We start from the raw sequence: 23,665 nt of genomic DNA, 5'->3' as shown, positions 1-23,665 counted from the left end.
CCGGGCGCCCGCCCCTTCATCGAAGTCGGCAGCAAGGTGAAGGCGGGTGAAACCCTGCTCATCATCGAAGCGATGAAGACCATGAACCAGATTCCGGCGCCGCGCGCCGGCACCGTGACGCAGGTTCTGTTCGAGGATGGCCAGCCGGTCGAGTTCGGCGAGCCGCTGGTGATCATCGAGTGACAGCTTTGCGACCGCGCGCACCTCTTACTTGTCCCGGGCTGAAAAACCGGGACCGCCACAGGTTGGAACGGTCCCGGCTCAGCGCTGAACCGCTCCGCTGCACTGCGCGCCGCATCGCGTCCGGGACAAGAGAACCCCATGTTCGATAAAATCCTCATTGCCAACCGCGGCGAAATCGCACTGCGCGTGTTGCGCGCCTGCAAGGAGCTCGGCATCAAGACCGTCGCGGTGCATTCCACTGCCGACGCCGATGCCATGCATGTGCGCTTTGCCGACGAGAGCGTCTGCATCGGCCCGCCGAGCGCCAAAGACTCCTATCTCAACATCCCGGCGATCCTCGCCGCCTGCGAGATTACCGGCGCCGACGCCGTGCATCCCGGCTACGGCTTCCTCTCCGAAAACGCCCGCTTCGCCGAGATCCTGGCCGACCACGGCCTGCATTTCATCGGTCCGAAGGCGGAGCACATCCGCACCATGGGCGACAAGATCGAGGCCAAGCGCACCGCCAAGCGCCTCGGCATTCCGGTCGTGCCGGGCTCGGACGGCGGCGTCACCGACGATGCCGAAGCCGCTCGCATTTCCAACGAGATCGGCTTTCCGGTGTTGATCAAGGCTGCGGCCGGCGGCGGCGGCAAAGGCATGCGCGTGGCGCACACGCCGGAAGAACTGTCGACGGCGCTGTCCACGGCGCGTTCGGAAGCCAAGGCCAATTTCGGCAGTGATGCCGTTTATATCGAGAAGTATCTCGGCAAACCGCGCCACATCGAAATCCAGGTGCTCGGCGACGGCAAGGGCAACGCCGTCCATCTCGGCGAACGCGACTGCTCGCTCCAGCGCCGGCACCAGAAGGTGCTGGAGGAAAGCCCCTCGCCGGCGCTCAACACCAAGGCGCGGAACGAGATCGGCGAAGTGGTCGCCAAGGCGATGCGCGAGATCCAGTATCTCGGCGTCGGCACCGTCGAATTCCTTTACGAGGACGGCGAGTTCTATTTCATCGAAATGAACACCCGCATCCAGGTCGAGCATCCGGTAACCGAAATGATCACCGGCATCGATCTGATCTTCGAGCAGATCCGTGTCGCCGCCGGCGCGGAACTGACTCTGAAGCAGGACGACATCGAATTTCGCGGCCATGCCATCGAATGCCGCATCAATGCGGAAAATCCGGTGTCATTCCGGCCCTCGCCCGGCAAGATCCTGCACTATCATCCGCCCGGCGGCCTCGGCGTGCGCATCGACAGCGCCGTTTATCAGGGCTACACGATCCCGCCCTATTACGACTCCCTCGTCGGCAAGCTGATCGTGCACGGCAAGACGCGTCAGGAAGCATTGATGCGGCTCAAGCGCGCGCTCGACGAGATCGTCGTCGACGGCATCGAAACGACCTTGCCGCTGTTCCGCGCTTTGCTGGCCGAGCCCGACATCATCGACGGCAACTATCACATCCACTGGCTCGAGCAATTCCTCGCCCGTGGCGGCATGGAAGAAAGCCAACCGCTGTCGTCGTGACCTCCTCGTTGGTCGTGACCGTCTGACGCCATGCGGCGTCGGCAAGCGCGCGCCTGCGCGCGAAAGCCGTTATATAAGTGGGGAAACCGCTCGCTCGGCACAGCACGCACCGGAGGAACCCGACATGCCCGGCACAGTTCGACTGCACCGCGTCCTCACCACCAAGCCCGACAAGGTCTACCGCGCCTTCACCGAGGCCGATGCGCTGGCCAAATGGCTGCCGCCCAACGGCTTTGCCTGCACCGTCCATCACCTCGAGGCCAGAGTCGGCGGCAGCTTCCGCATGTCGTTCCGGAATTTCACCACCGGCGGCAGCCATTCATTCGGCGGCGAGTATTTGGAACTCGTGCCCGGCGAGCGCGTTCGTTACACCGATAGATTCGAAGACCCCAACCTGCCCGGCGAAATCCGGGTGACGGTGGAACTCAGGAAAGTCCTCGTCGGCACCGAGGTCAACATCGTGCAGGAGGGCATCCCCGACGCCATACCGGTCGAAGCTTGCTACCTCGGCTGGCAGGAGTCGCTGCGCAATTTGGCCCGTCTTGTCGAACCGGAGATCAATCAGTAAGCGACGGCAGCGTTGATCCTCCGCGGCTCGAGGGGGATCTGCGCTGCGCCCGCAACTCGTCGTTTGACGGCCGAATCCGATATCGTGACGGCGACGGCAATCGCCCCCAATTGAACACTCCCGCCTCCGGCGCCATGAAAGGACGACCCTTGGTCTTAACGCTGCCCCGCTGGCGCTTCCTCAATCTTCAGGCGCTGCTGCTCGGCATCGGTTTTCTTCTGCTGGTCGGCATCAGCGCCGCGACGGTTTTTCTCGTCGAGCGCGCCGCCTCCGACAGCAAGCAGCTCGCCGACACGCTCAGCGTCGAAGACAAGCTCTCCGACATCCTGCTCACTGTACGCCGCGCTGAAAGCAGCCAGCGCGGCTATCTCTTGACCAACGATCAGTCCTATCTCGACGATTTCCGCGACGCCGAGCCGGAGACGTTGGACACGATCGCCGAAGTCCGCGAACTCGCCGGCGCCAGCGCAACGCGTAAATCGACCGTCGATCGTGTCGATGCGCTCGTCACCGGCAAATTCCGCGAGATGAAACGCATCATCGAGCTCAACGAGAGCGGCAAGCGCAGCGAGGCGCTGAGGCAGGTCCGCGAGGGCGAAGGCCGGCGCATCATGGTCGAATTGCGCGACGCCATCGAGGAGGCGATCGATGCCGAAAACGATCTCGCCGACGTGCGCAGGCAGGCATCGTTCCGTACCAGCAATCTGCTGCTGTTCGTGTCGCTCGCCGGCGCGGCGCTGATCGTCGCCGTGGGCGGGCTGTCCGTCCTTCTGGTGCAGCGCAATTATCGCCGCGCGGAGGCCGCGCGCGCCGAGCTCGCATCGACCAATGCCAATCTCGAGCGCATCGTCGCCTACCGCACCGAGGACCTCACCGAGGCCAACGAGGAAATCCAGCGCTTCGCCTACATCGTCAGCCACGACCTGCGGTCGCCGCTCGTCAACATCATGGGCTTCACCTCGGAGCTCGAGGCCCTGCGGCAGGACATCTTTCAGGAAGTGGAAAAGCTCAATGCCGAACTCGCCCAGGTCAAGGGCGAAGCGGAGGCGCGCAAGGAAGACGAGACAACGCGGCAGCTCGGCGCCGATTTCGATGAGGCCATCGGCTTCATCAAGACCTCCATCGGCAACATGGACCGGCTGATCAACGCCGTGCTCAAATTGTCCCGCGAAGGCCGCCGCCAATTCCACCCCGAGACTGTGGATATGGACAAGCTGGTGGGCAGTCTCATCGAAACGGTGACCCATCGCGCCGTGGAACTTCAGGCCACGATGAGCGTTGGCGAATTGCCGCCGGTCGAAACTGACGCCCTGGCGGCGCAGCAGATTTTCGGAAATCTCATTGATAACGCTTTGAAATACGGTCGCGCTGACGAAAAATTGCAGATCGAGGTAAGGGGCCGTCTGACTACCACACACGCGATCTATGAAGTCCAGGACAACGGACGCGGCATCGACCGCGCCGATTTCCAGCGCGTCTTCGAGTTGTTTCGGCGGGCCGGCAAGCAGGATCGCCCCGGCGAAGGCATCGGCTTGGCGCATGTCAGGGCGCTGGTTCGGCGCCTGGGCGGCACTATGGGTTTGACTTCGGAACTCGGCAAAGGCAGCACCTTCACCGTGACACTGCCGCGGCGATGGTCGGTTCAAAACAGGAGCGCAGCGTGAATAGCCGTATGTCGGAGCTTCCCGTCGAGATCGTCATGATCGAAGACGATGGCGGCCACGCTCGTCTGATCGAAAAGAATATCCGCCGCGCCGGCGTCAACAATCCGATTACCCCGTTCAGCAACGGCACCGATGCCGTCACCTATCTGTTCGGCGGGGACGGCTCCGGCCTCACCAGCAAGGGCAAGCCGCTGCTGGTGCTGCTCGACCTCAACCTGCCGGACATGACCGGCGTCGAAATCCTCGGGCGCATCAAGTCGAACGAGCATCTCAAGCGCGTGCCCGTAGTGGTGCTGACCACCACCGACGACGCCGTCGAGATCCAGCGCTGCTACGACCTCGGCTGCAACGTCTATATCACCAAGCCGGTGAACTACGACAACTTCGCCAACGCCATCCGCCAGCTAGGTTTGTTCTTCTCCGTTATCCAGGTCCCCTCACCTGATTAAGCCATCCATGCCGCGCAAGGTTCTCTACGTCGACGACGACGCCGGGTTGTGTGCACTGGTCAAGCGCAGCCTGGGGCGCGAAGGCATTGACGTGGTCACCGCCGGGGATGGCGAGACGGGCCTGAGGCTGCTCAGCGAGCACCAGGACTTCGACATCGTCGCAGTCGATCTGTACATGCCCGGTCTCGGCGGCATCGACCTGACCGAGCGCATCAACGAGATGCCCAACCATCCGCCGGTCATTGTCGTCACCGGCGCGCAGGACTCGCGCATGGCGGTCGCCGCGCTTAAAGCCGGCGCCTTCGACTATGTCGTGAAGGACGTCCAGGGGGAATTCACCTACCTGCTCAAGGCCTCGTTCCACGCCGCTTCGGACGCCATGCGCACGCGGCGCGCCAAGGAAGCCGCCGAAGCCGAAGTCCGCGCCGCGCGCGATCGCTTCGAGGCCTTGGCCGCCGAACGCGCGCTGCTGATGCGCGAGGTCAACCACCGCGTCGGCAACAGCCTCCAGCTCATCGCGTCGCTGCTCACCATCCAGTCCAACGCCGCCGGCAACGCCGAGGTCAAGGAAGCGCTCAGCGATGCCACCGGCCGCGTCATGGCGGTAGCGCAAGTGCATCGCCGCCTCTACACCTCGGACGATGTGCAGTCGGTCGCGGTCGATCTCTACCTCGAGGCGCTGGTCGAGGATCTGCGTCGCTCCACGGCCGCCGAAGGCGGCGCCTTGGCGCAATTGACGCTGCACGCCGAGCCGATGGCGGCAGCGCCGGATCACGCCGTGGCTCTCGGCATGATCGTCAACGAGCTCGTCACCAACGCGCTGAAATACGCCTACCCCGAGGACAAGAAAGGCGCGATCCGCGTGGTGCTGCGCCGCGACGGCGACAACCGCGGCCTGCTCAGCGTCGAAGACGACGGGGTCGGCAATTCTTTTGGCGCCGCCGCGCACTCGAAGGCGACCTCGACCGGCCTCGGCCAGCGCATCGTCCATGCCATGGGCGACAAGTTGCACGCCCGCATCGACCACGACAGCAGCCCAAGCGGCACGCGCGTCACCGTCGGCTTCGATTTGTTTGGGGCGCCGGTTGCCAACGCCGCGGCGGCAAAGCCGGCCGCCTGACCGCTGCCGTATTACAGCCTTGCCGACATCCGCTCGATCAGCGTGCAGACTTCCGCGGGGCTATAAGGCTTCGGCACGAACAGCGAGCGGGTCACCATGCCCTTGAGGCCGAACTCCGCATAACGTCCCGATGCATAAAGAATCGGCAGGTCGGGCCGCATTTGCCGCGCCAACTCGGCCAGTTCGGCACCATCGATGTCGCCCGGCAGATTCACGTCGGTGAAAATGATGTCGACCGGGGCGCCGCTGCGCAGATGGCGCAACGCTTCTTCGCCGGTGGCGACCTCTTCCACGGCAAAACCGCGGTCGCGCAGTTCGTCGGCCACCAGCATGCTGATCAGTTCTTCGTCTTCGACCAGCAGCACATGGGTAGGTTCTGGCAGGTCCGGCATGATGAATCTCATCGGCATGTCTGCGAAGTCGCGGCCCGGGTTCCGACTCAACCGTGCGTTGGCAGGTCAACGCCAACGCGGGAAAATCGTTCAAACTACTTAAAATTCAAATGACTATGGTTAGCGAGGCGTTACCGTGGCGCGGGGGCGCCCGGCGCGCTAAGATTCGCGCCGATGGCTGGCCGCGACACCACCCACTTCGAGATCACCCCGGACGTGCTGCTCAAGGCCTATGCCTGCGGCATCTTTCCGATGGCCGAGAATGCCGACGATCCGGCGCTATATTGGATCGAACCGGAACACCGCGGCATCCTGCCGCTCACCGGGTTCCACGTGCCGGCGCGCCTCGCCCGCACCGTGCGCACCACTCCCTTCACCGTCCATGTCGACCGCGATTTCGACGGCGTCATTGATGGCTGCGCGGCACCGGCGACCGACCGCGATCGCACCTGGATCAATAGGCGCATCCGCAAACTCTATCGCGGCCTGTTTGATCGCGGCCATTGCCACACCGTCGAGGTCTATGACGGCGACGCGCTGGTCGGCGGCCTCTACGGCGTCTCGCTCGGCCGCGCCTACTTCGGCGAGAGCATGTTTCACCGCGCGCGTGATGCGTCGAAAGTCGCGCTGGTGCATCTGATGGCGCGGCTGAAGGCCGGTGGCTTCACCTTGTGCGACACCCAATACGTCACTGAACATCTGCGCACCTTCGGCGCCGTCGAAGTGCCGAAGAAACGCTATCAACGCATGCTGGAAGAAGCCCTCACGGGCGAGGCCGATTTCTTCGCGCTGCGGACCGAGCCACCGGTAAGCGGCGACGAAGCCCTGGCGATTCTGGACAGCGATTGAGTCCAGAGGCTTTCAAGAACCTTAGCGCAATGGCTGGAACGTACCGGACGGCAGCGGGCGCCCTTGCGCCGGCGCTTGTGCCGGACGCTGCGGCCGTTGCGCCGGCGTCCGTGGCGGCGGCTTCTTCGCCTCGGGCTGCGGTTCGGCGGCATCGGCGACGTTCGGGTTGGTGCCGCCTTTGCACTCCGTCAGCCACACGTCATAGATCGGATGCTCGATGCCGTGCAGACCGGGGCTGGCCGCGAACATCCAGCCGGAAAAGATGCGTTTGATCTCGCCGTTGAGCGTCACCTCGTCCACCTGCACGAAGGAATCCGTGTTCGGCGTTTCGGTCGGCGGCCGTGAGTAGCAAACACGCGGCGTCACGCGCAGCGCGCCGAACTGCACTGTCTCGTTGATGGCGACATCGAACTTGGTGATGCGTCCGGTAATCTTGTCGAGGCCGGCGAAGATCGCGGTCGGATTGGCGATCCGCTGCGGCGGCGGTTCGACCACCACTTCATCGCCCGGCTGGGCAGCGGCATCGGCCGGCTGTTGCGGCTGTGGCGTACCGGGCGGCTGACGAACCCCCGGCGGCAGGCCGGGCAACGGCTGGGCCGGATTGGTGGTCACGTTGTTCTGCGGCTGCTGGCCGGCCGGCGCATTGGGTGCGACCGGCGTCATCGGTGTCAGATCCTGCGACGGCGCCGCGCCTGGCGGCGGCGCCAGTTCGTTCGACTGGATGCCGCCGCGGCCCGGCCGACTCGACGGCGGCAGGTTCATCGGCGCCGGCAGCGGCTGCGCCGGCGGCAGGTCGGGATTGACCCAGTTACCGGATTGCGTGGCGGTGGCGCCGCTCTGGATATTCCGGCCACGATCGACATCGGCCGGGGCGACATAAGGCGGCTGCGCCGGCTGGCCTCGCGGCACATTACCCGGCGGACGCGGCGGTGGCGGATCGCTGAAGATATTGCTGAACTGGGCGGCTGCCGGAGCGGCCCCGAGCAGCACCATGATCGCTATCGCTGGAAGCCGAAGCCAGGCCATGGACGTCGCTTGTTAGGGGTTTCTCAGGCCGCCGCGCGTGCGGATTCGCAGGCGCCATAAGTGGTCCGGTTAACACGGTGAATGCGGCGGCGGAAGGGCGGTTTCCGCCGCCCCGGGCCGGGTAAATGGCCGGCCCCGACAGCCCTCCCCACACCCGCGGCAGGACCAGCCAGCCTGTCCGTGCGCCTGCTGTGGACAGCCCGAAATTCTCCGTCGCGCCAAGGCTCTGACGCGACGCGACGCTGTGGAAAACCCTGTGGATATCCAGTGGAGAGGCAGTGGATGAAGTTAGGCGGAGCCGACGCAGTCGGCCGGCGCTTCTGGAGCCGCTACCGCTTCATCATTGGACGAGCGGCCGTCTTCGCTGGAGACGATCGGGCGACTAATGGCTGGCCGCCGATGACGACAGCGGCAAAGGAAAGCGGTTGATCGCGAGTCGCGTCGAACGCTCAGGCGTCCGGCGACCACGCCTTGTAATCGCCGGTTGCCTTCGGACGGCGGTTTGCGGCCAGCGTCGAGCCCTGCGGGCGGTAGGCGCCCGGGGTGCCGGTCAGATTCGGCCGGTGCGGCTTCTGCCATTCGCGCGGCGTGTAGACTTCATCGGTCGGTGGCACATCGACGGTGTGATGCATCCAGCCATGCCAGGACGGCGGGATCGTGCTCGCCTCGGCGTAGCCGCTGTAGATCACCCATCGGCGCTCGAAGAGCAGCCGCTTGTCCACCTTGCCGCCGCGGGTCCGGTAATAGGTATTGCCGAATTCGTCGGTGCCGACTTTCTCGCCATGGAGCCAGGTCCACAGATCGGTGCCGAAGGTGGACGAGTTCCACCAAGTGAAGATTTTAAGCAGGAAACTTTTCATCGCCGATGCGCATTTCCGTTGCGACCGGCGCGTTGTGCCACCTCACCGCCCCCATGTCCAGCGCACGCGAAGCGCCCAAACACCCATTTTCCCGCACTATTGAGAGCTGAAATCGCTCATGGATTCGATCAGATCCGCACTATCGACCGTCGCGCAGTGGCTCGCCTGGCTTCCCAGCCAATTGGTGGCGATGGTCATCGTCGCCCTCGCCGTCACCATCGCGCTATCGCTGCACAAGACGGCGCGGCGCCTCCTGCGCATGAGCTTGGCGACGCGCTTTCCCTACGTCATCGCCATGGTGCAGCGGATGCGCGGCGTCACCCGCCTCGGCCTCGTCATCCTGGCCCTCATCATCGCGGTACCGGTCGCGCCGTTCGATGCGAACACCGCGGCCTGGATCGGCCGATGCCTGCTGATCGCCGTCATCGCCATGATCGGCTGGGGCGCGCTGACCGCCTTGAAGATCGCCGCCGATCTCTACTTGCTGCAATTCCGCATCGACACCGAAGACAATCTGCTGGCGCGCAAGCACTACACCCAAGTGCGCGTCCTGATGCGCACCATCGACGTCCTGATCATCCTCGTCACCATCGGTGCCGCACTGATGACGTTCGAGCCGGTGCGCCAGTACGGCGTCAGTCTGTTTGCTTCGGCGGGCGTCGCCGGCCTGGTCGCCGGTCTTGCCGCGCGGTCCGTGCTGTCCAACCTGTTCGCCGGCGTGCAGATCGCCATGACCCAGCCGATCCGGCTCGACGACGCCGTCGTCGTCGAAAACGAATGGGGCACCGTTGAGGAAATCACCTCGACGTATGTGGTCGTCAAACTCTGGGACTGGCGGCGGCTGATCGTGCCGCTGACCTATTTCATCGAGAAGCCGTTCCAGAACTGGACGCGCGAGAACTCGGCTCTGATCGGCGTCGCCATGTTCTATGTCGACTATCGCGCGCCGGTCGCCGCCATTCGCGACAAGCTCGCGGACATCGCCAAGGCATCGCCGAACTGGGACGGTCAGGTGGTCAATCTCCAGGTCACCGACTGCAAGGACGAAACGATGGAGTTGCGTTGCCTGATCAGCGCCGGCTCGGCCGGCAAGGCCTTCGACCTGCGCTGCGAAGTGCGCGAGAAGCTCATCGACTTCCTGCAGCGTGAGCATCCCGAAGCGCTGCCGCGCAAGCGGGCCGATCTCGTGCTCGAGCGGGCAAGCCACGGCGGCCATGTCAGTCGATGATGTGCCGGCCGCCATCCCGCTCCAGACGAGCAAGGCCCTCCTTCATCGCCTTCAACTGGTCCGGGGAATGCCCTTGCCAGTTGGTCACCTCCGCTATGATCCGGAGCGGCTCCCGCGAGCGATAGGATAGCGTCGGATTGCCGGGAAATTTTTTGTCGGTCAGATTGGGATCGTCGAAGACCGGCCCGGTGGGCTCTACGACATAGATTCTTCCCGGTTCGCTACCGGCGGCGAGCTCGGCGCCCCAGATCGCCGCATCGAGCGTGCTCGATAAGTAGACCCATGACAGCGGCCGCTCCTTCGCGAAATTCGACGCACGGCCGACGACAATGAAGTCGCCGGGCCGCAGGTTGGCTTTCGTCCCGTGGAAATACGACTGCGAAAATACACCGGCTGCGGCGGACATCGACCAAAGCTCCTTGAACGGCAAAAGCGGCAATCCGTATCGGCGTTATGGAGGAATACCGTCAATTTTGAGGAGGACTTTGCAGTCTTCCTCCGGCAAAGGCGCTTGGCGCCGCGCGAGAAGCTCGTCGATTTCCTGCAGCGCGGGCACCCCGAGGCCCTGCCGCGCCGGCGGGCTGATGTGGTGCTGGAGCCTGCCGCAATGCGGGGAGCTTGAGCTAACCCCTTTGGGTCAGAGAAAGCGGCAAATTTTGATTAATCGCGAGCCGCAGACAAGAATGGAATTAGTTCGTATTAATTCCGACAGCAATAAAATAGGCGTTTGGATATTCGGGTTCGTCCGGTCCGAATGAGCCAACTTTAAAGTCCGTCGAGGCTTCGATTGCCTCCTTCAGAGCCCTGGCCGTCCCGTTGCCGCGCCCAGTCGAAACTCCAGTTCCGAGGCCACCGCCTTCACTGAAATGAATGTCAGTCCATCCAGACGCTTTCAAAATATCGGCAAAGGATTGAGCTAGATCTTTTCCTCGGTAATTTGTGTACATTACCTGTATCCGCTTCGGCGGTATGGCTGCGAATTTCTGTTGAAGAGCTGTGGTTTCTTTGGGCGTCAGCGAACGCCACTTAGCTCCGACGGTGAACTTGGTCATTTCGGCCAAATCATCGAGCTTCTTTTTCATTTCATCCGGAGAAGCGCCACCCGCCTTATCCTTATATTCGTCGCGCTGTATCTTCAGACTACTAATTTCGGAGTCGCGGTTCGCGACGATGCCGCTATAGCGCCAATCCATCGCCCACCAGATCACTGCGCCCGCCACAAGTAGTGCGGCCAAAAAGGTGACGGGCGCCTGAGCGATGATGCTCAATTCACCGATCAGGTGTTTGATAATTGTTTCCATTAGACAATCATGGCGACAATCCATTTCCGCCACAATGGTCGCGCACCGCTCGCCATTGCCTTTGCCCAGAATCTGGAGTTATGGTGCCTGCGAATTCAGCAATGCCGCTGTTGTTTGGGCATTCCGCTGAAAACGAGATGACAGTGCCGGGAAATGAGAAGGCGGGCTCCATGCGGGCCCGCTTTCTTCGTTTCAGGCGCCCGCCTTTGCCCGGCGCGATTCCTTTGCAAAGTCTCAAGGACACAACCTGTTGCGTGATCAACAGGGGTGGGACACTTCATCCCGCTCGCGGCCGCCGATCACCCACAGGCTAACCGGCTGACCTCAAAACGAGAATCAGGGACTCCCGGGCCGGTTCCTCCGGATTTGTCCCGCGTTTATCCCCGTCCCGGCCGGCCGGCAAAAGAAGCTGTGGGTTGTCGGTAAGCCCCATTTTTCGTCATTTTTTCTTCACCCCCCTAGGCATCAAAACCCAGGCCGGGGACCAAAAAAAACGGGCTTTCCGCTCCGGGCTTAAGGGTCATACTGCCCGCGGCTTCACCGGACGTTATCCTCGTTTTTCACCGACCTGCCACAAGACTTAGGGATTTAGTTACCCGTACCCACTATCTGTTGTTGACGACAACAACGAGTCCCATATAGTTTTGTGACAGTACGGTGTGGGTGATGCGTGCCGATGAGTTCCCGCCGGAACCTCCAAACCGACGTGACGTCGCGTTTTGAGCCCTGATCGACGCCTCAGGCGTTTTCAGGGGACGGCAGACTGTTGCGTAGCGGGTTCCCTTTAGGGAGCCCGGGAGTTCCACCGGGTGCCGATAATGAGCCCCGGACCTACATCAGGTGGGTGTCAGTCAGGGTTGAGTGAACGCAAGGCGGACAGGGACAGGTCCGTCTGGAATAATCGGCGGCCGCTGCCGCCCGGAATTTGGGGACTAAGACGATGCGGATCGAACGGCGCTACACCAAGGAAGCGGGCCAGGCTTATGCAGGGATCGACTTCCGCCTGACCACGTCAGAGATCAAGAATCCGGATGGCTCCATTGTCTTCAAGCTGGACAATGTCGAGGTGCCCGAATTCTGGTCGCAGGTGGCGTCCGACGTCCTCGCGCAGAAGTATTTCCGCAAGGCCGGCGTGCCCGCCCGCCTGAAGAAGGTCGAAGAGAACTCCGTCCCCTCGTTCCTCTGGCGCTCGGTCGCCGACACGGAAGCGCTCGCCGCGCTGCCGGAGAAGGAGCGCTATATCGGCGAGCACTCCTCCAAGCAGGTGTTCGATCGTCTGGCCGGCACCTGGGCCTACTGGGGCTGGAAGGGCGGCTACTTCGACACCGAGGAAGACGCTCACGCCTTCTATGACGAACTGCGCGCCATGCTGGCCAAGCAGATGTGCGCGCCGAACTCGCCGCAGTGGTTCAACACCGGCCTGCACTGGGCCTATGGCATCGACGGTCCGTCGCAGGGCCACTATTACGTCGACTTCCAGACCGGCAAGCTGACCAAGTCGAAGTCGTCCTACGAGCATCCGCAGCCGCACGCCTGCTTCATCCAGTCGATCAGCGACGATCTGGTGAACGAAGGCGGCATCATGGATCTGTGGGTCCGCGAGGCGCGCCTGTTCAAATACGGCTCCGGCACCGGCACCAACTTCTCCAACCTGCGCGGCGAAGGCGAGCGCCTGTCGGGCGGCGGCAAGTCGTCGGGCCTGATGTCGTTCCTTAAGATCGGCGACCGCGCCGCCGGCGCCATCAAGTCGGGCGGCACGACGCGCCGCGCCGCGAAGATGGTGATCGTCGATGCCGATCATCCGGATATCGAGAAGTACATCGACTGGAAGGTGCAGGAAGAGCAGAAGGTGGCGGCGCTCGTCACCGGCTCGAAGATCAACCAGAAGCACCTCAAGGCCGTGATGAAGGCCTGCGTCAACTGCGAGGGCTCGGACGACGACTGCTTCAATCCGGACAAGAACCCGGCGCTGAAGCGCGAGATCAAGCTCGCCCGCAAGGCCTATGTGCCGGACAACTTCATCAAGCGCGTCATTCAATTTGCCAAGCAGGGCTACACCGATATCGACTTCCCGACCTACGACACCGACTGGGACAGCGATGCCTATCTCACCGTGTCGGGCCAGAACTCGAACAACTCGGTGCGCGTCGACGACCAGTTCCTCAAGGCGGTCGAAGCCGACGGCAAGTGGGATCTGACGTTCCGCAAGAACGGCAAGGTCGCCAAGACCGTGCAGGCGCGCGACCTGTGGGAAAAGATCGGCTACGCCGCCTGGGCCTGCGCCGATCCGGGCCTGCAGTTCCACACCACCGTCAACGACTGGCACACCTGCCCGGCCTCCGGTGACATCCGCGGCTCCAATCCGTGCTCCGAGTACATGTTCCTCGACGACACGGCCTGCAACCTCGCGTCGCTGAACCTCCTCACCTTCCGCGACGGCAAGACCGGCCAGTTCGAGGTCGAGAGCTACGAGCACGCCGTCCGCTTGTGGACCGTGGTGCTGGAAATCTCGGTGCTGATGGCGCAATTCCCGTCCAAGGAAATCGCCCAGCTCTCGTACGAATTCCGCACGCTCGGCCTCGGCTACGCCAATATCGGCGGCCTGCTGATGACCTCGGGTCTGTCTTATGACTCGGATGCCGGCCGCGCTTACGCGGGCGCGCTGACCGCGATCATGACCGGCGTGTCCTACGCCACCTCGGCCGAGATGGCGGAGAAGCAGGGTCCGTTCCCCGGCTACAAGAAGAACCGCGAGCACATGCTGCGCGTCATGCGCAACCATCGCCGCGCCGCTTACGGCGAACGCCAGGGCTATGAGAAGCTGTCGCAGGCCCCGGTGCCGCTCGACCACGCCGCTTGCCCCGACCAGGCGCTCGTCGCCCACGCCAAGGCCGCCTGGGACCGCGCCATCGAGCTCGGCGAGAAGCACGGCTACCGCAACGCGCAGGCCACCGTGATCGCGCCGACCGGCACGATCGGCCTGGTCATGGATTGCGACACCACCGGCATCGAGCCCGACTTCGCGCTGGTGAAGTTCAAGAAGCTCGCCGGCGGCGGCTACTTCAAGATCATCAACCGCGCCGTGCCCGAGGCATTGCGCACGCTCGGCTACTCGGAAGCCGAGATCGCCGAGATCGAGGTCTATGCCGTCGGCCACGGCTCGCTGGCGCAGGCCCCGGGCATCAACCACACCACGCTGAAGGCCAAGGGCTTCACCGACGAGATCATCGCCAAGGTCGAGAAGGCGCTGCCGACCGCGTTCGACATCAAGTTCGTCTTCAACAAGTGGACGATCGGCGAAGCGTTCTGCCGCGACGTGCTCGGCCTGTCGGCCGAACAGCTTGCCGCGCCGACCTTCGACCTGCTCGCCGCCATCGGCTTCGGCAAGCGCGAGATCGAGGCCGCCAACATCCATGTCTGCGGCGCCATGACCGTGGAAGGCGCGCCGCACCTCAAGCTCGAACACTATTCGGTGTTCGATTGCGCCAATCCGTGCGGCAAGATCGGCAAGCGCTACCTGTCGGTCGACAGCCACATCAAGATGATGGCTGCGGCGCAGCCCTTCATCTCGGGCGCGATCTCCAAGACCATCAACATGCCGAACGAGGCCACCGTCGAGGACTGCAAGGACGCCTACATGCAGTCGTGGCGCCTGGCGCTGAAGGCCAACGCGCTGTACCGCGACGGCTCCAAGCTGTCGCAGCCGCTCAACTCGCAGCTCATCGCCGATGAGGACGACGAGGACGATGCGATCGAAACCTTCCTCGACAAGTCGGCGGCGGCGCGCGCCACTGGCCTCGCCGAGAAGGTGGTCGAGAAGATCGTCGAGCGCGTCACCGTGCTGCGCGAGCGCGAGAAGCTGCCGTCGCGCCGCAAGGGCTACACGCAGAAGGCCGTGGTCGGCGGCCACAAGGTCTATCTGCGCACCGGCGAATATGACGACGGCCGTCTCGGCGAGATCTTCGTCGACATGCACAAGGAAGGCGCGGCGCTGCGCTCGCTGCTCAACAACTTCGCCATCGCCATCTCGCTCGGCCTGCAATATGGCGTGCCGCTCGAGGAATATGTCGATGCCTTCACCTTCACCCGCTTCGAGCCGCAGGGTCCGGTGCAGGGCAACGACTCGATCAAATACGCCACCTCGATCCTCGACTACGTGTTCCGCGAACTGGCGGTGTCGTATCTCGAGCGCTACGACCTCGCCCATGTCGATCCGAGCCAGGGCGGCTTCGATGCCCTGGGCGCCGGCGAGAGCGAAGGCAAGGCCGCGCCGAACTTCATCTCCAAGGGTCTGACCCGCTCGCGACCGGACAAGCTGCAGGTGGTGGCCTCCCCGTCATCAGCCGGCACAGCCTCGGTCGCGACTGCGAAAGTGACGGCTTTTGGCGGTGCGCATGCGGCTACCGCGCTGAAAGCCGAGCCGGAGGCTAAACTGTCCCCGGCCCAGCAGCTCGAAGTCGGTCTGGCCCAGCCGGCGCCGCAGGCGAACGCCAAGGCGATCGCCTCCGAACGCCGCGCCGAAGCCAAGGCCAAGGGTTACGAAGGCGAAATGTGCGGCGAATGCGGTAACTTCACCCTGGTGCGCAACGGTACCTGCATGAAGTGCGACACATGTGGTGCGACCAGCGGTTGTTCGTGATAGGACGAACTCCACAAGAGGAGGCCTCGCTGAACAAATCGAGCAACCCCGCGTCACCGGACGCGAAAGCAAAACTGAAGCGCCGCCAGGATCAGGCGCGCGACGGCATCGTGGCTGCGGCGGAATATGAGGCCGCCGCGGTCGCCATGCGCGAGAAGACGGCGAAGCTGCGCGCGCTCCGGCTCGCCCGCGAAGCCAAGGACGCCGCCGACCTCGCCGCCAATCCGCCGGAGCCGGTGAAGAAAAAGAAGACCAAGGCGAAGAAGAAGGCGGAGTGAGAGCGCTTTAATTCATACGTCATGGCCGGGCTTGTCCCGGCCATTTACGTTTTGTTGGCGGGGCCCAGAGCAAACGGCGACATCCATGTCGGTGGCCTTCAAATCGGCAGGCCCTAGACCGATCCGCCAGCGCACCGGGCGGTCAGTGCGGACCAAGCATCATTGACGGACCGCGCGAGCTCATCCTTGCGAAAAGTGGCCAAACTGGAAATCTCACGCGCCCTCGCAAATGCCGGGCCTAATTTCCTGTAGGCCGCCTGGGACGCTTCTGTGATCACCCGTATTTCTTCCTGCCGCCGGCTTCCGCCGCTCAGGGCCTCGACCATCCTCGCTTGCTTGCGGAACCAGTCGCAAAAGAGCCTGGTCTGCTTGGGAGACGCGGCAACGGCTTCGACAACCTTCCTGGCGTCCGCCAGATCATGATCAGTGATCGCCGCGCCGTCCGCGCGCAGCGTACCGCGCGTCAGGCACGACATGATCGTGGCGATCAAAACAACCCCTGCCAGCCATTGCATTGCGCGCACGTTATCGGCCCCCGCATCAGACCGGATCGACGGATAGCAGAACACGCAGGTGCTCACATCTCGACTCCAGTCCGCCCCTGCGCCGCCCGGCATGGCCATTCGCTCCATGCGGCCAATGCCCCGCGTCGTCTCCCCGTCATCCCCCTGCCCCATTCCCCCTTCATGCTCCGCGGCATGAACGCGCCGATCACCTGGAACTACGACCGCGCCGAGACCATCGCCGATGCCGTCGTGCATGGGCTCGGTATTGCGCTCGCCATCGGCGGCGGCGCGGCGCTCATGATCCTGGCCGTCCACCACGCCAACGTCTCGCAGCTCACCGCGGTTGCGATCTACATCGCCGGCCTCGCCGCGATGATCGGCTTTTCCGCCGCCTACAATCTGTGGCCGCTGACGCCGTTCAAATGGTGGCTGCGGCGCTGCGACCATTCGGCGATCTATCTCCTGATCGCCGCGACCTACACCGCCTTCGTGCTGCCGATGCACGGCACGGCATCGGACGCCATCCTCGTCGTGCAGTGGGTCTCGGCGTTCGCCGGCATCGCTCTCAAGCTGTTCTTCCCCGGCCGTTTCGACCGCGCCTCGATCGCGCTCTATCTCGTCATGGGCTGGAGCGGCCTTTTCGTCATCGGGCCGATGGCGGCGGCGCTGGCGCCGCTCACGCTGGCGCTGATCGTCGCCGGCGGCGTCCTGTATTCCGCCGGCGTCATTTTCCACGTCTGGGAAAGCCTGCGCTTTCAGAACGCGATCTGGCACGGCTTCGTGCTGCTGGCGGCAGCCTGCCACTACGGCGCCGTGCTGACCTCGGTGGTGTGAGGGCGGGTTAAGAACCGCTACGCCGCTTCCTGGACCACGCGGTTACGGCCGTCGCGCTTGGCGCGGTACAGCGCCTGGTCGGCGCGCTTGAGCATCGCGGCGGCGTTGTCGCCTGCCGCGCCCAGGGCGGCGATGCCGATCGACAGCGTGACGTTGATCTGCTTCTCGCCCTGCTGGATCGCGAACGGCTCGGAGGCGATCTTGCGGCGGATGCGCTCGGCCACCATGCCTGCCACCGCGATGTCGGTTTCCGGCATGACGATGACGAACTCCTCGCCGCCGTAGCGGCAGGCCAGATCGATGTTGCGGATCGACTTGCGGATGCGCACCGCAAATTCGCGCAGCACGTCGTCGCCGGCATCGTGGCCGTGGCCGTCGTTGATCGACTTGAAGAAGTCGATGTCGAGGATCAGCACCGCGAGCGGCTTGCCGCGCTGCGCCGCCTGCTCGGTCAGCGCGCCGAGATGCGTTTCCATGTAGCGGCGATTATGCAGCCCGGTCAGCGCGTCGGTGATCGCCATCTCGATCGACATCGCGACATTGTCGCGCAGCCGGTCGGTGTAGCGCTTGCGCTTGATCTGGGTGCGCACGCGCGCCAGCATTTCGTTCTTGTCGATCGGGCGGATCAGGTAGTCGTTGATGCCGATCTCGAGGCCGCGCACCAGCTTGGCGTTGTTGTCCGGCTCGGCGATGGCGAGGATCGGGATACTGCGCGTGCGCTCGAGCGAGCGCACCTGGCTGCACAGCCGCAGGCCATCGAAATCGGCAAGCCCCAGCGACACGATCAGCAGTTCGTAATCGCCTTCGGCGGCGCGGAACAGCGCTTCCTTCGGATCGGACTGCACGTCGACCGTATGCTCGGCGCCGAGCGTGGTGGCGATGCGCTCGTAGGACGAGGCGCGGTCGTCGATGATGAGGATGCGGCCCTTGCGGCCGGTGTCGGCCACCGCCTCGCGTTCCGGACTTTCGATGCCGATTTCGCGCGACGTCAGCGCGCGCATGCGCAGTTCGTCGGTCACCATCTTCAGCCGCGTCAGCGAGCGCACGCGCGAGATCAGCGCCACGTCGCTTACCGGCTTGGTCAGGAAATCGTCGGCGCCGGCTTCGAGGCCCTTGATGCGGTCGGACGGCTGGTCGAGCGCGGTGACCATGACCACCGGAATATGATGCGTCGCTGGGTTGGACTTCAGCCGGCGGCAGACTTCGAAGCCGTCCATGTCCGGCATCATGACGTCGAGCAGCACGATGTCGCATTCGGCGCGTTCGCACAGCGCCAGCGCCTCGGTGCCGCTGAAGGCGGTGGCGACGTCGAAATATTCCGCCGACAGCCGCGCCTCCAGCAATTTCACATTGGCCGGAATGTCATCGACGACGAGTACGCGGGCGGTCATTTCAACACCATGATACGGGACCGGTCAGGCCGGGCCGAGGAAGTGACGAACGGTCTCGATGAACTTGCCCACCGAGATCGGCTTCGACAGGTAGGCTTCGCAGCCGCCCTCCCGGATCCTTTCCTCGTCGCCCTTCATCGCAAAAGCGGTGACGGCGACGACGGGAATGGTCTTCAGCTCTGGATCATCCTTGAGCCACTTGGTGACTTCGAGTCCGGACACTTCCGGCAGCTGGATATCCATCAGAATGAGGTCGGGCCGGTGCTGGCGGGCCAGATCCAGCGCGTCGATGCCGCTGCGGGTGCCCACCACGTCGTAGCCATGCGCTTCCAGCAGATCGTGGAAGAGCTTCATGTTCAGTTCGTTGTCCTCGACGATCAGGACGGTCTTCGCCATGTTCCGCCCCGTTGTCCCCAGGAAGCGCCTGCCCCGCTGTCGTCGCGGCATCCGGGCGGCCGCGCCTCTGGGCTATGATCCACGTTCGACGTTAGTGGTGATTTGTTACGGAAAGGCAAATTCGATCAATGAAAGGCCCCCGCGGCATGTCGCCGGAAGCCGCAGAAGCGCTTGCGATTCAAGCGCTTAGCTTCCTTGCTGAAGATTCGGAAAGGTTAACCCGCTTCTTCTCCGTCACCGGGCTCGATCCGGCCGGGATTCGCGAGGCCAGCACCGCGCCCGGCTTCCTCGCCGGCGTGCTCGCCTACATCGCCTCGGACGAAGCGCTGGCGACGGAATTCATCGCCGCCGCCTCCTGCTCTCCCGACGATATCTTCCGCGCCCACACCGCGCTGGGCGGCCAGCCCTGGGAGCGCGAAATCCCGTGACCGCGTTCTGCCGCGATTGCCTGACCGACACGGCCGACGCAGCGCGCCGCTGCCCGGCCTGCGGCTCGCCGCGGCTGTTGCGCCATGCGGAGCTGGCGACCTTGTCGGTGGCGCATATCGATTGCGACGCCTTCTACGCCACGATCGAGAAGCGCGACGATCCTTCGCTCGCCGACAAGCCGCTGATCATCGGCGGCGGCAAGCGCGGCGTGGTCTCGACCTGCTGCTACATCGCCCGCACCTACGGCGTGCGTTCGGCGATGCCGATGTTCGAAGCCATGAGCCGCTGCCCGCAGGCCACGGTGCTCAAGCCGAACATGCAGAAATACGTCGCGGTCGGCCGCCAGGTGCGCGCCGCGATGCAGGCGCTGACGCCGCAGGTCGAGCCGTTGTCGATCGACGAAGCCTTTCTCGACCTCACCGGCACCGAGCGGCTGCACGGTATGAGCGCCGCCAAGGTGCTGGCGCGCTTTGCCCGCGACGTCGAGCGCGACATCGGCATCACCGTGTCGATCGGCCTGTCGGCCAACAAATTCCTCGCCAAGATCGCCTCCGACCTCGACAAGCCGCGCGGCTTTGCCGTCATCAGTCCGTCCGAGGCGGTGGCGTTTCTGGCGCCCCGCCCGGTCGGCTTCATCTACGGCGTCGGCGCCGTCAGTGCCGCCAAGCTCGCCGCCGACGGCTTCCGCACCATCGCCGATCTGCAGCGCGCCGACGAGCACGACCTGATGCGGCGCTACGGCGACGAAGGCCTGCGCCTGTCGCGGCTGGCGCGCGGCATCGATACCCGCAAGGTCGATCCGGAGCGCGAGACCAAGAGCGTCTCGGCGGAAACCACGTTCAACACCGACATCAGCGACTTCCGGCCGCTGGAGCAGACGCTGTGGGAGTTGACCGAGAAGGTATCGTCACGGCTCAAGGCGGCCCGCCTGACCGGCTCCACGGTGACGCTCAAGCTCAAGAGCGCCGACTTCAAGATCCGCACCCGGTCGCGCTCCCTGCCCGCTTCGACGCAACTGGCGGGCCGCATCTTCGAGGCCGGACGCGACATGCTCAGGAACGAGGTCGGCGCGACGCGCTATCGGTTGATCGGCATCGGGGTCAGCAGTCTCGAGGATGCCGTCGGCGAGGACATGGCCGATCTCATCGACCGTCGCGGCGCGCTGGCCGAACACGCGGTCGACAAGCTGCGCGAGAAGTTCGGCAAGGCCGCGGTGGTGAAGGGTCTGGCGATCGAAGAAGATTGATCCTGTTCGCCTGACATCGAGTAATCTCAGCAGAAATTGATTACACGATGCCTACTTGCACGCTTTCTCGCTTTTCATCTCCAGCGACGTCAGTTCGCCCTTGATGGAGAAGTCGCTGTAATACAGCGTCAGCGCCCGCGAGATGCCGTTCTCGTAAAGCTCGAAGGCGATCGAATACACCGGCGTCTGTTCGCCGGTACGCTCGGCGTCCTCACTCTTCTTCTCGAAATAACTGATCGTCACCGGCCAGCGCAGCATGCCGGCGAGCGCCGGGATCTTGGCGCCGGCATCGGTCACCGGGTCCTTGGCCGGATCGATCGGCTGGCCGATCACGGTCAGCGTGCTGTAGAGCTTCTCGCCTGTTTCGGAGCCGTCATAGACCGGAAATTCAAGGATGGTTTTGCCAGCGCGCGCCGCCTCGATGATCCGGCGCATATGCTCGGTCGGAAACACCACGTCAGTCGGGACCGTGAAGGTCTTGTCCTTGGGCTGCTTGAGATCGACCGAAACTGCGGACGCCTTGCGTTCGGCGCTGCCATCGACCGTGTCGGTCGTCTTGTCGTTGAGCAGGTTTTCCGAGTTGAAGCGGAATTTGCTGGCGTCGTTGTTCTCCCAGGTTGTCGAGCGCAAGTCGCTCAGTACGGTCTTGCCCTCGCCGGAATCGAGTTCGGACACCTGGCGAAAATTGAGTTCGTAGCCTTCGCAGGCGCTGGCGGAAAAGTCGTACAGGATGCGGCCGCGCACCGCCTGAACGCCGCGCGCCCCGCTCGATTGCGCGAGCTTGAGATCGTAGACCGCACGATGCGATGCCAGCACAACCGGCTTTGCCGCCTCGCCGGTCGGCACGGGGGCGGCAATCGGCGCCGCGTCCGCCGGGCGATCGATCGGTCCGGCTAGGGACACCATCGCGAGGACGGCCAGGATCGGAGGGGCGATGTGCAGGGCTATGGCTTTCATGATCACCTTGGCGGAAAATGTGGCGCAATCTGGCGCGATGATAGGGGCAATAACGAGGCGCGTCCCCCGCCAATAAGGCTGTACCCGGTGGCGGGCGCCTTGCGCCCCGCCGGGCGATCGGCCAAGACTTCCGGCCTCTACACCATTGGAAAAGGAAGACCGTTATGGCCGGCGCCATTGAGAAAAAACTGAGCGATCTGGGGATCACCTTGCCGACGCCGGCCGCGCCGATCGCCAATTACGTCGCAGCCGTTCGCAGTGGCAATCTGATTACCGTCTCGGGCCAGCTCTGTTTCGGTGACGAGGGCAAGCTGGTCGCGACCGGCCAGCTCGGCGGCACGGTATCGATGGAAGACGGCCAGAAGGCCGCCCGCGCCTGCGCCATCAACCTCATTGCCCAGCTCAAGGCCGCGGTCGGCGACCTCGACAAGGTGGTGCGTGTGGTCCGCCTCGGCGGCTTCATCAACTCGGCGCCGGGCTATGCCGACGGACCGAAGGTGATGAACGGCGCCTCCGATCTCATGGTCGAGGTGTTCGGCGACAAGGGCCGCCACGCCCGCTCCACGGTCGGCGTCTCGGCGCTGCCGGTCAACGCCGCGGTCGAGATCGAAGGCCTGTTCGAGGTCGCCTGATACCCATGGCCCCACTCGATTGGCTCACCGCACGGCCGATCGCGCATCGCGGCCTGCATGACGCGGCGGCCGGCATCATCGAGAATTCGGCCTCTGCTTTTTCCGCGGCCATCGCCGGCAACTACGGCATCGAGTGCGACGTCCAGGTCAGCGCCGATGGCGAAGCCATGGTGCATCACGACGACGCCCTCGGTCGCCTGACCGAGGGTGACGCGCGGCTGGCAACGCTCAGCGCCGCGGCGCTCAAGGTAGCGCCCTTCAAGGCTACCGCCGACCGCATGCTGACCTTGGGGGAACTCCGCGACCTCGTCGGCGGTCGCGTGCCGCTGGTGATCGAACTCAAGAGCCGCTTCGATGGCGACCTGCGTCTGACGCGCCGTGTTACCGACGTGCTCGCCGGCTATCGCGGCCCGGTGGCGGCGATGTCCTTCGATCCGGCGCCGATCGCGGCGATGCGGACCCTGGCGCCGCAGCTTACGCGCGGCATTGTCGCCGAGCGGCATTACGCCCATCACGAATGGGACGGCATGACGTCGGCGACGAAGCGCAATCTCGCCTGGTTCCTTCACGCGCCGAAAAGCCGGCCGCAGTTCGTTGCCTATTCGGTCAAGGACCTGCCGGCAGCGGCACCAAGGCTGGCGCAGCACTTGTTCGGCTTGCCGCTGCTGACCTGGACGGTTCGCAGCGAGGCCGATCGCGACGCCGCCGCTCGCTACGCCGATCAGATGATTTTCGAAGGATTTCGCCCCGACTGACCCGACAGTTTCGCACAGCAACACGAATGCAGTGTGACACTTTTCCGGAACAACCGGGCCCGGGGATGGTTACCGCGATATGCGCTGGCATCAGATCTTCATTGCAGCACTTGCGCTCGGCTTCACAATTGCCGTGGCCGCACCGCCGCAAATGGCTGCGGCGCAAACGTCGCATCAACGATCGCTGCACACGAAGAAAAAAGCCGTAAAGCATTATCGCGCGCGGCGTCAGAGCGGCGGGCAAATCGCCTGCACCGCGTTCGGATGCCATCCGATTCCCCGCAATTGCCATCCGACAACGGGGTATCGCTGGGATGGACTGCCCAGCGGCTTCGACGCCATCGTCTGTCGCTGAATTAGCGGACCAGCTCTTCAATTTTCGACGTGGTGAAATTACGGCGCCCGCCCATCTCTGCGGCAGGGGCAAGACCGCATCACGCCGAAAGCGTGGTG

25 protein-coding genes are annotated in these 23,665 nt (G+C 64.0%); 16 read left to right on the top strand and 9 right to left on the bottom strand.

The genetic code is table 11. The features are described from left to right. The 6 genes from ASD45_RS23975 to ASD45_RS07355 all read left to right on the top strand — a co-directional run. On the top strand, positions 1 to 183 hold a 183-nt coding region (locus ASD45_RS23975; protein WP_348271218.1), incomplete at its 5' end, for a biotin/lipoyl-containing protein. A 138-nt stretch (positions 184 to 321) separates the two neighbouring features. Beyond that, positions 322 to 1,692, top strand: a complete 1,371-nt coding sequence (gene accC / locus ASD45_RS07375; protein WP_056910890.1) for an acetyl-CoA carboxylase biotin carboxylase subunit — start codon at positions 322 to 324, stop codon at positions 1,690 to 1,692. 124 nt (positions 1,693 to 1,816) lie between these two features. Continuing rightward, positions 1,817 to 2,260, top strand: coding sequence for an SRPBCC family protein (locus ASD45_RS07370; RefSeq protein ID WP_056910889.1), 444 nt, complete (start codon positions 1,817 to 1,819; stop codon positions 2,258 to 2,260). A gap of 149 nt (positions 2,261 to 2,409) precedes the next feature. Then, positions 2,410 to 3,924 carry a CHASE3 domain-containing protein gene (locus ASD45_RS07365; protein WP_056910888.1) on the top strand — a complete coding sequence of 505 codons (1,515 nt, stop codon included), beginning with the start codon at positions 2,410 to 2,412 and terminating at the stop codon, positions 3,922 to 3,924. An 8-nt stretch (positions 3,925 to 3,932) separates the two neighbouring features. Further along, positions 3,933 to 4,373 (top strand): response regulator, encoded by a 441-nt coding sequence (locus ASD45_RS07360; protein WP_056910887.1) that lies wholly within the window; start codon positions 3,933 to 3,935, stop codon positions 4,371 to 4,373. 7 nt (positions 4,374 to 4,380) lie between these two features. After that, positions 4,381 to 5,493 (top strand): response regulator, encoded by a 1,113-nt coding sequence (locus ASD45_RS07355; RefSeq protein WP_056910886.1) that lies wholly within the window; start codon positions 4,381 to 4,383, stop codon positions 5,491 to 5,493. Between the two features lie 11 nt (positions 5,494 to 5,504). Here ASD45_RS07355 and ASD45_RS07350 read toward each other — a convergent pair whose 3' ends face one another. After that, positions 5,505 to 5,885, bottom strand: a complete 381-nt coding sequence (locus ASD45_RS07350) for a response regulator (RefSeq protein ID WP_162249391.1) — start codon at positions 5,883 to 5,885, stop codon at positions 5,505 to 5,507. Positions 5,886 to 6,059: 174 nt separating this feature from the next. Between ASD45_RS07350 and aat the strand changes: the two genes are divergently transcribed. Next, positions 6,060 to 6,734: a leucyl/phenylalanyl-tRNA--protein transferase gene (gene aat / locus ASD45_RS07345; protein ID WP_056910884.1), complete on the top strand. Its 675-nt coding sequence runs from the start codon at positions 6,060 to 6,062 to the stop codon at positions 6,732 to 6,734. A gap of 21 nt (positions 6,735 to 6,755) precedes the next feature. On the opposite strand, the gene ASD45_RS07340 is transcribed toward aat, so the two are convergent. Beyond that, positions 6,756 to 7,727: a DUF2155 domain-containing protein gene (locus ASD45_RS07340; RefSeq protein ID WP_244485239.1), complete on the bottom strand. Its 972-nt coding sequence runs from the start codon at positions 7,725 to 7,727 to the stop codon at positions 6,756 to 6,758. Positions 7,728 to 8,209: 482 nt separating this feature from the next. Next, positions 8,210 to 8,620 (bottom strand): NADH:ubiquinone oxidoreductase subunit NDUFA12, encoded by a 411-nt coding sequence (locus tag ASD45_RS07335; protein ID WP_056910882.1) that lies wholly within the window; start codon positions 8,618 to 8,620, stop codon positions 8,210 to 8,212. 118 nt (positions 8,621 to 8,738) lie between these two features. Between ASD45_RS07335 and ASD45_RS07330 the strand changes: the two genes are divergently transcribed. After that, positions 8,739 to 9,848 carry a mechanosensitive ion channel domain-containing protein gene (locus ASD45_RS07330; protein WP_056910881.1) on the top strand — a complete coding sequence of 370 codons (1,110 nt, stop codon included), beginning with the start codon at positions 8,739 to 8,741 and terminating at the stop codon, positions 9,846 to 9,848. Here the strand turns inward: ASD45_RS07330 and arr are convergent. After that, positions 9,838 to 10,254 carry an NAD(+)--rifampin ADP-ribosyltransferase gene (gene arr, locus ASD45_RS07325; protein ID WP_056912648.1) on the bottom strand — a complete coding sequence of 139 codons (417 nt, stop codon included), beginning with the start codon at positions 10,252 to 10,254 and terminating at the stop codon, positions 9,838 to 9,840. The genes ASD45_RS07330 and arr overlap by 11 nt on opposite strands. A 283-nt stretch (positions 10,255 to 10,537) precedes the next feature. Continuing rightward, entirely contained in the window at positions 10,538 to 11,149 is a 612-nt protein-coding gene (locus tag ASD45_RS07320; protein WP_056910880.1) for a hypothetical protein, read from the bottom strand. Positions 11,150 to 12,089: 940 nt separating this feature from the next. On the opposite strand from ASD45_RS07320, the gene ASD45_RS07315 reads away from it, so the two are divergent. Then, positions 12,090 to 15,788 carry a vitamin B12-dependent ribonucleotide reductase gene (locus tag ASD45_RS07315; protein WP_056910879.1) on the top strand — a complete coding sequence of 1,233 codons (3,699 nt, stop codon included), beginning with the start codon at positions 12,090 to 12,092 and terminating at the stop codon, positions 15,786 to 15,788. Then, positions 15,761 to 16,066 (top strand): transcriptional regulator, encoded by a 306-nt coding sequence (locus tag ASD45_RS07310; RefSeq protein ID WP_244485237.1) that lies wholly within the window; start codon positions 15,761 to 15,763, stop codon positions 16,064 to 16,066. Before ASD45_RS07315 ends, ASD45_RS07310 begins: the two co-directional genes overlap by 28 nt. A 113-nt stretch (positions 16,067 to 16,179) precedes the next feature. Here the strand turns inward: ASD45_RS07310 and ASD45_RS07305 are convergent, their stop codons facing one another. Then, positions 16,180 to 16,689, bottom strand: a complete 510-nt coding sequence (locus tag ASD45_RS07305) for a hypothetical protein (RefSeq protein WP_210168891.1) — start codon at positions 16,687 to 16,689, stop codon at positions 16,180 to 16,182. A 75-nt stretch (positions 16,690 to 16,764) separates the two neighbouring features. Between ASD45_RS07305 and ASD45_RS07300 the strand changes: the two genes are divergently transcribed. Next, entirely contained in the window at positions 16,765 to 17,406 is a 642-nt protein-coding gene (locus ASD45_RS07300; RefSeq protein WP_244485235.1) for a hemolysin III family protein, read from the top strand. 17 nt (positions 17,407 to 17,423) lie between these two features. Here ASD45_RS07300 and ASD45_RS07295 read toward each other — a convergent pair whose 3' ends face one another. After that, a complete protein-coding gene (locus tag ASD45_RS07295; RefSeq protein WP_056910876.1) occupies positions 17,424 to 18,797 on the bottom strand; it encodes a PleD family two-component system response regulator in 1,374 nt (457 codons plus the stop codon). Between the two features lie 24 nt (positions 18,798 to 18,821). Further along, on the bottom strand, positions 18,822 to 19,193 hold the full coding sequence (locus tag ASD45_RS07290; RefSeq protein WP_056910875.1) for a response regulator: 372 nt from the start codon (positions 19,191 to 19,193) through the stop codon (positions 18,822 to 18,824). Positions 19,194 to 19,339: 146 nt separating this feature from the next. On the opposite strand from ASD45_RS07290, the gene ASD45_RS23370 reads away from it, so the two are divergent. Beyond that, positions 19,340 to 19,621: a DUF3572 domain-containing protein gene (locus ASD45_RS23370; protein WP_244485233.1), complete on the top strand. Its 282-nt coding sequence runs from the start codon at positions 19,340 to 19,342 to the stop codon at positions 19,619 to 19,621. After that, positions 19,618 to 20,868 (top strand): DNA polymerase IV, encoded by a 1,251-nt coding sequence (locus ASD45_RS07280; RefSeq protein WP_244485231.1) that lies wholly within the window; start codon positions 19,618 to 19,620, stop codon positions 20,866 to 20,868. The genes ASD45_RS23370 and ASD45_RS07280 overlap by 4 nt, the downstream gene beginning before the upstream one ends. A gap of 51 nt (positions 20,869 to 20,919) precedes the next feature. Here ASD45_RS07280 and ASD45_RS07275 read toward each other — a convergent pair whose 3' ends face one another. Continuing rightward, positions 20,920 to 21,825, bottom strand: coding sequence for a cell envelope integrity EipB family protein (locus tag ASD45_RS07275; RefSeq protein WP_082540701.1), 906 nt, complete (start codon positions 21,823 to 21,825; stop codon positions 20,920 to 20,922). 164 nt (positions 21,826 to 21,989) lie between these two features. Here ASD45_RS07275 and ASD45_RS07270 point away from each other — a divergent pair, with 164 nt between their 5' ends. The 3 genes from ASD45_RS07270 to ASD45_RS07260 all read left to right on the top strand — a co-directional run bounded on the left by ASD45_RS07270 (position 21,990) and on the right by ASD45_RS07260 (position 23,567). After that, entirely contained in the window at positions 21,990 to 22,457 is a 468-nt protein-coding gene (locus ASD45_RS07270) for a RidA family protein (protein ID WP_056910873.1), read from the top strand. A gap of 5 nt (positions 22,458 to 22,462) precedes the next feature. Continuing rightward, positions 22,463 to 23,212, top strand: a complete 750-nt coding sequence (locus tag ASD45_RS07265) for a glycerophosphodiester phosphodiesterase family protein (RefSeq protein ID WP_056910872.1) — start codon at positions 22,463 to 22,465, stop codon at positions 23,210 to 23,212. 79 nt (positions 23,213 to 23,291) lie between these two features. Continuing rightward, positions 23,292 to 23,567, top strand: a complete 276-nt coding sequence (locus tag ASD45_RS07260; protein WP_056910871.1) for a hypothetical protein — start codon at positions 23,292 to 23,294, stop codon at positions 23,565 to 23,567. Positions 23,568 to 23,665 lie beyond the last annotated feature (98 nt).

Origin of the sequence: Pseudolabrys sp. Root1462 (genome assembly GCF_001426945.1) — a bacterium.
Taxonomy (GTDB): Bacteria; Pseudomonadota; Alphaproteobacteria; order Rhizobiales; family Xanthobacteraceae; genus Pseudolabrys.
The sequence above is the reverse complement of the archived record's forward strand: the minus strand, read 5'-3'. Positions and strand labels throughout refer to the sequence as shown.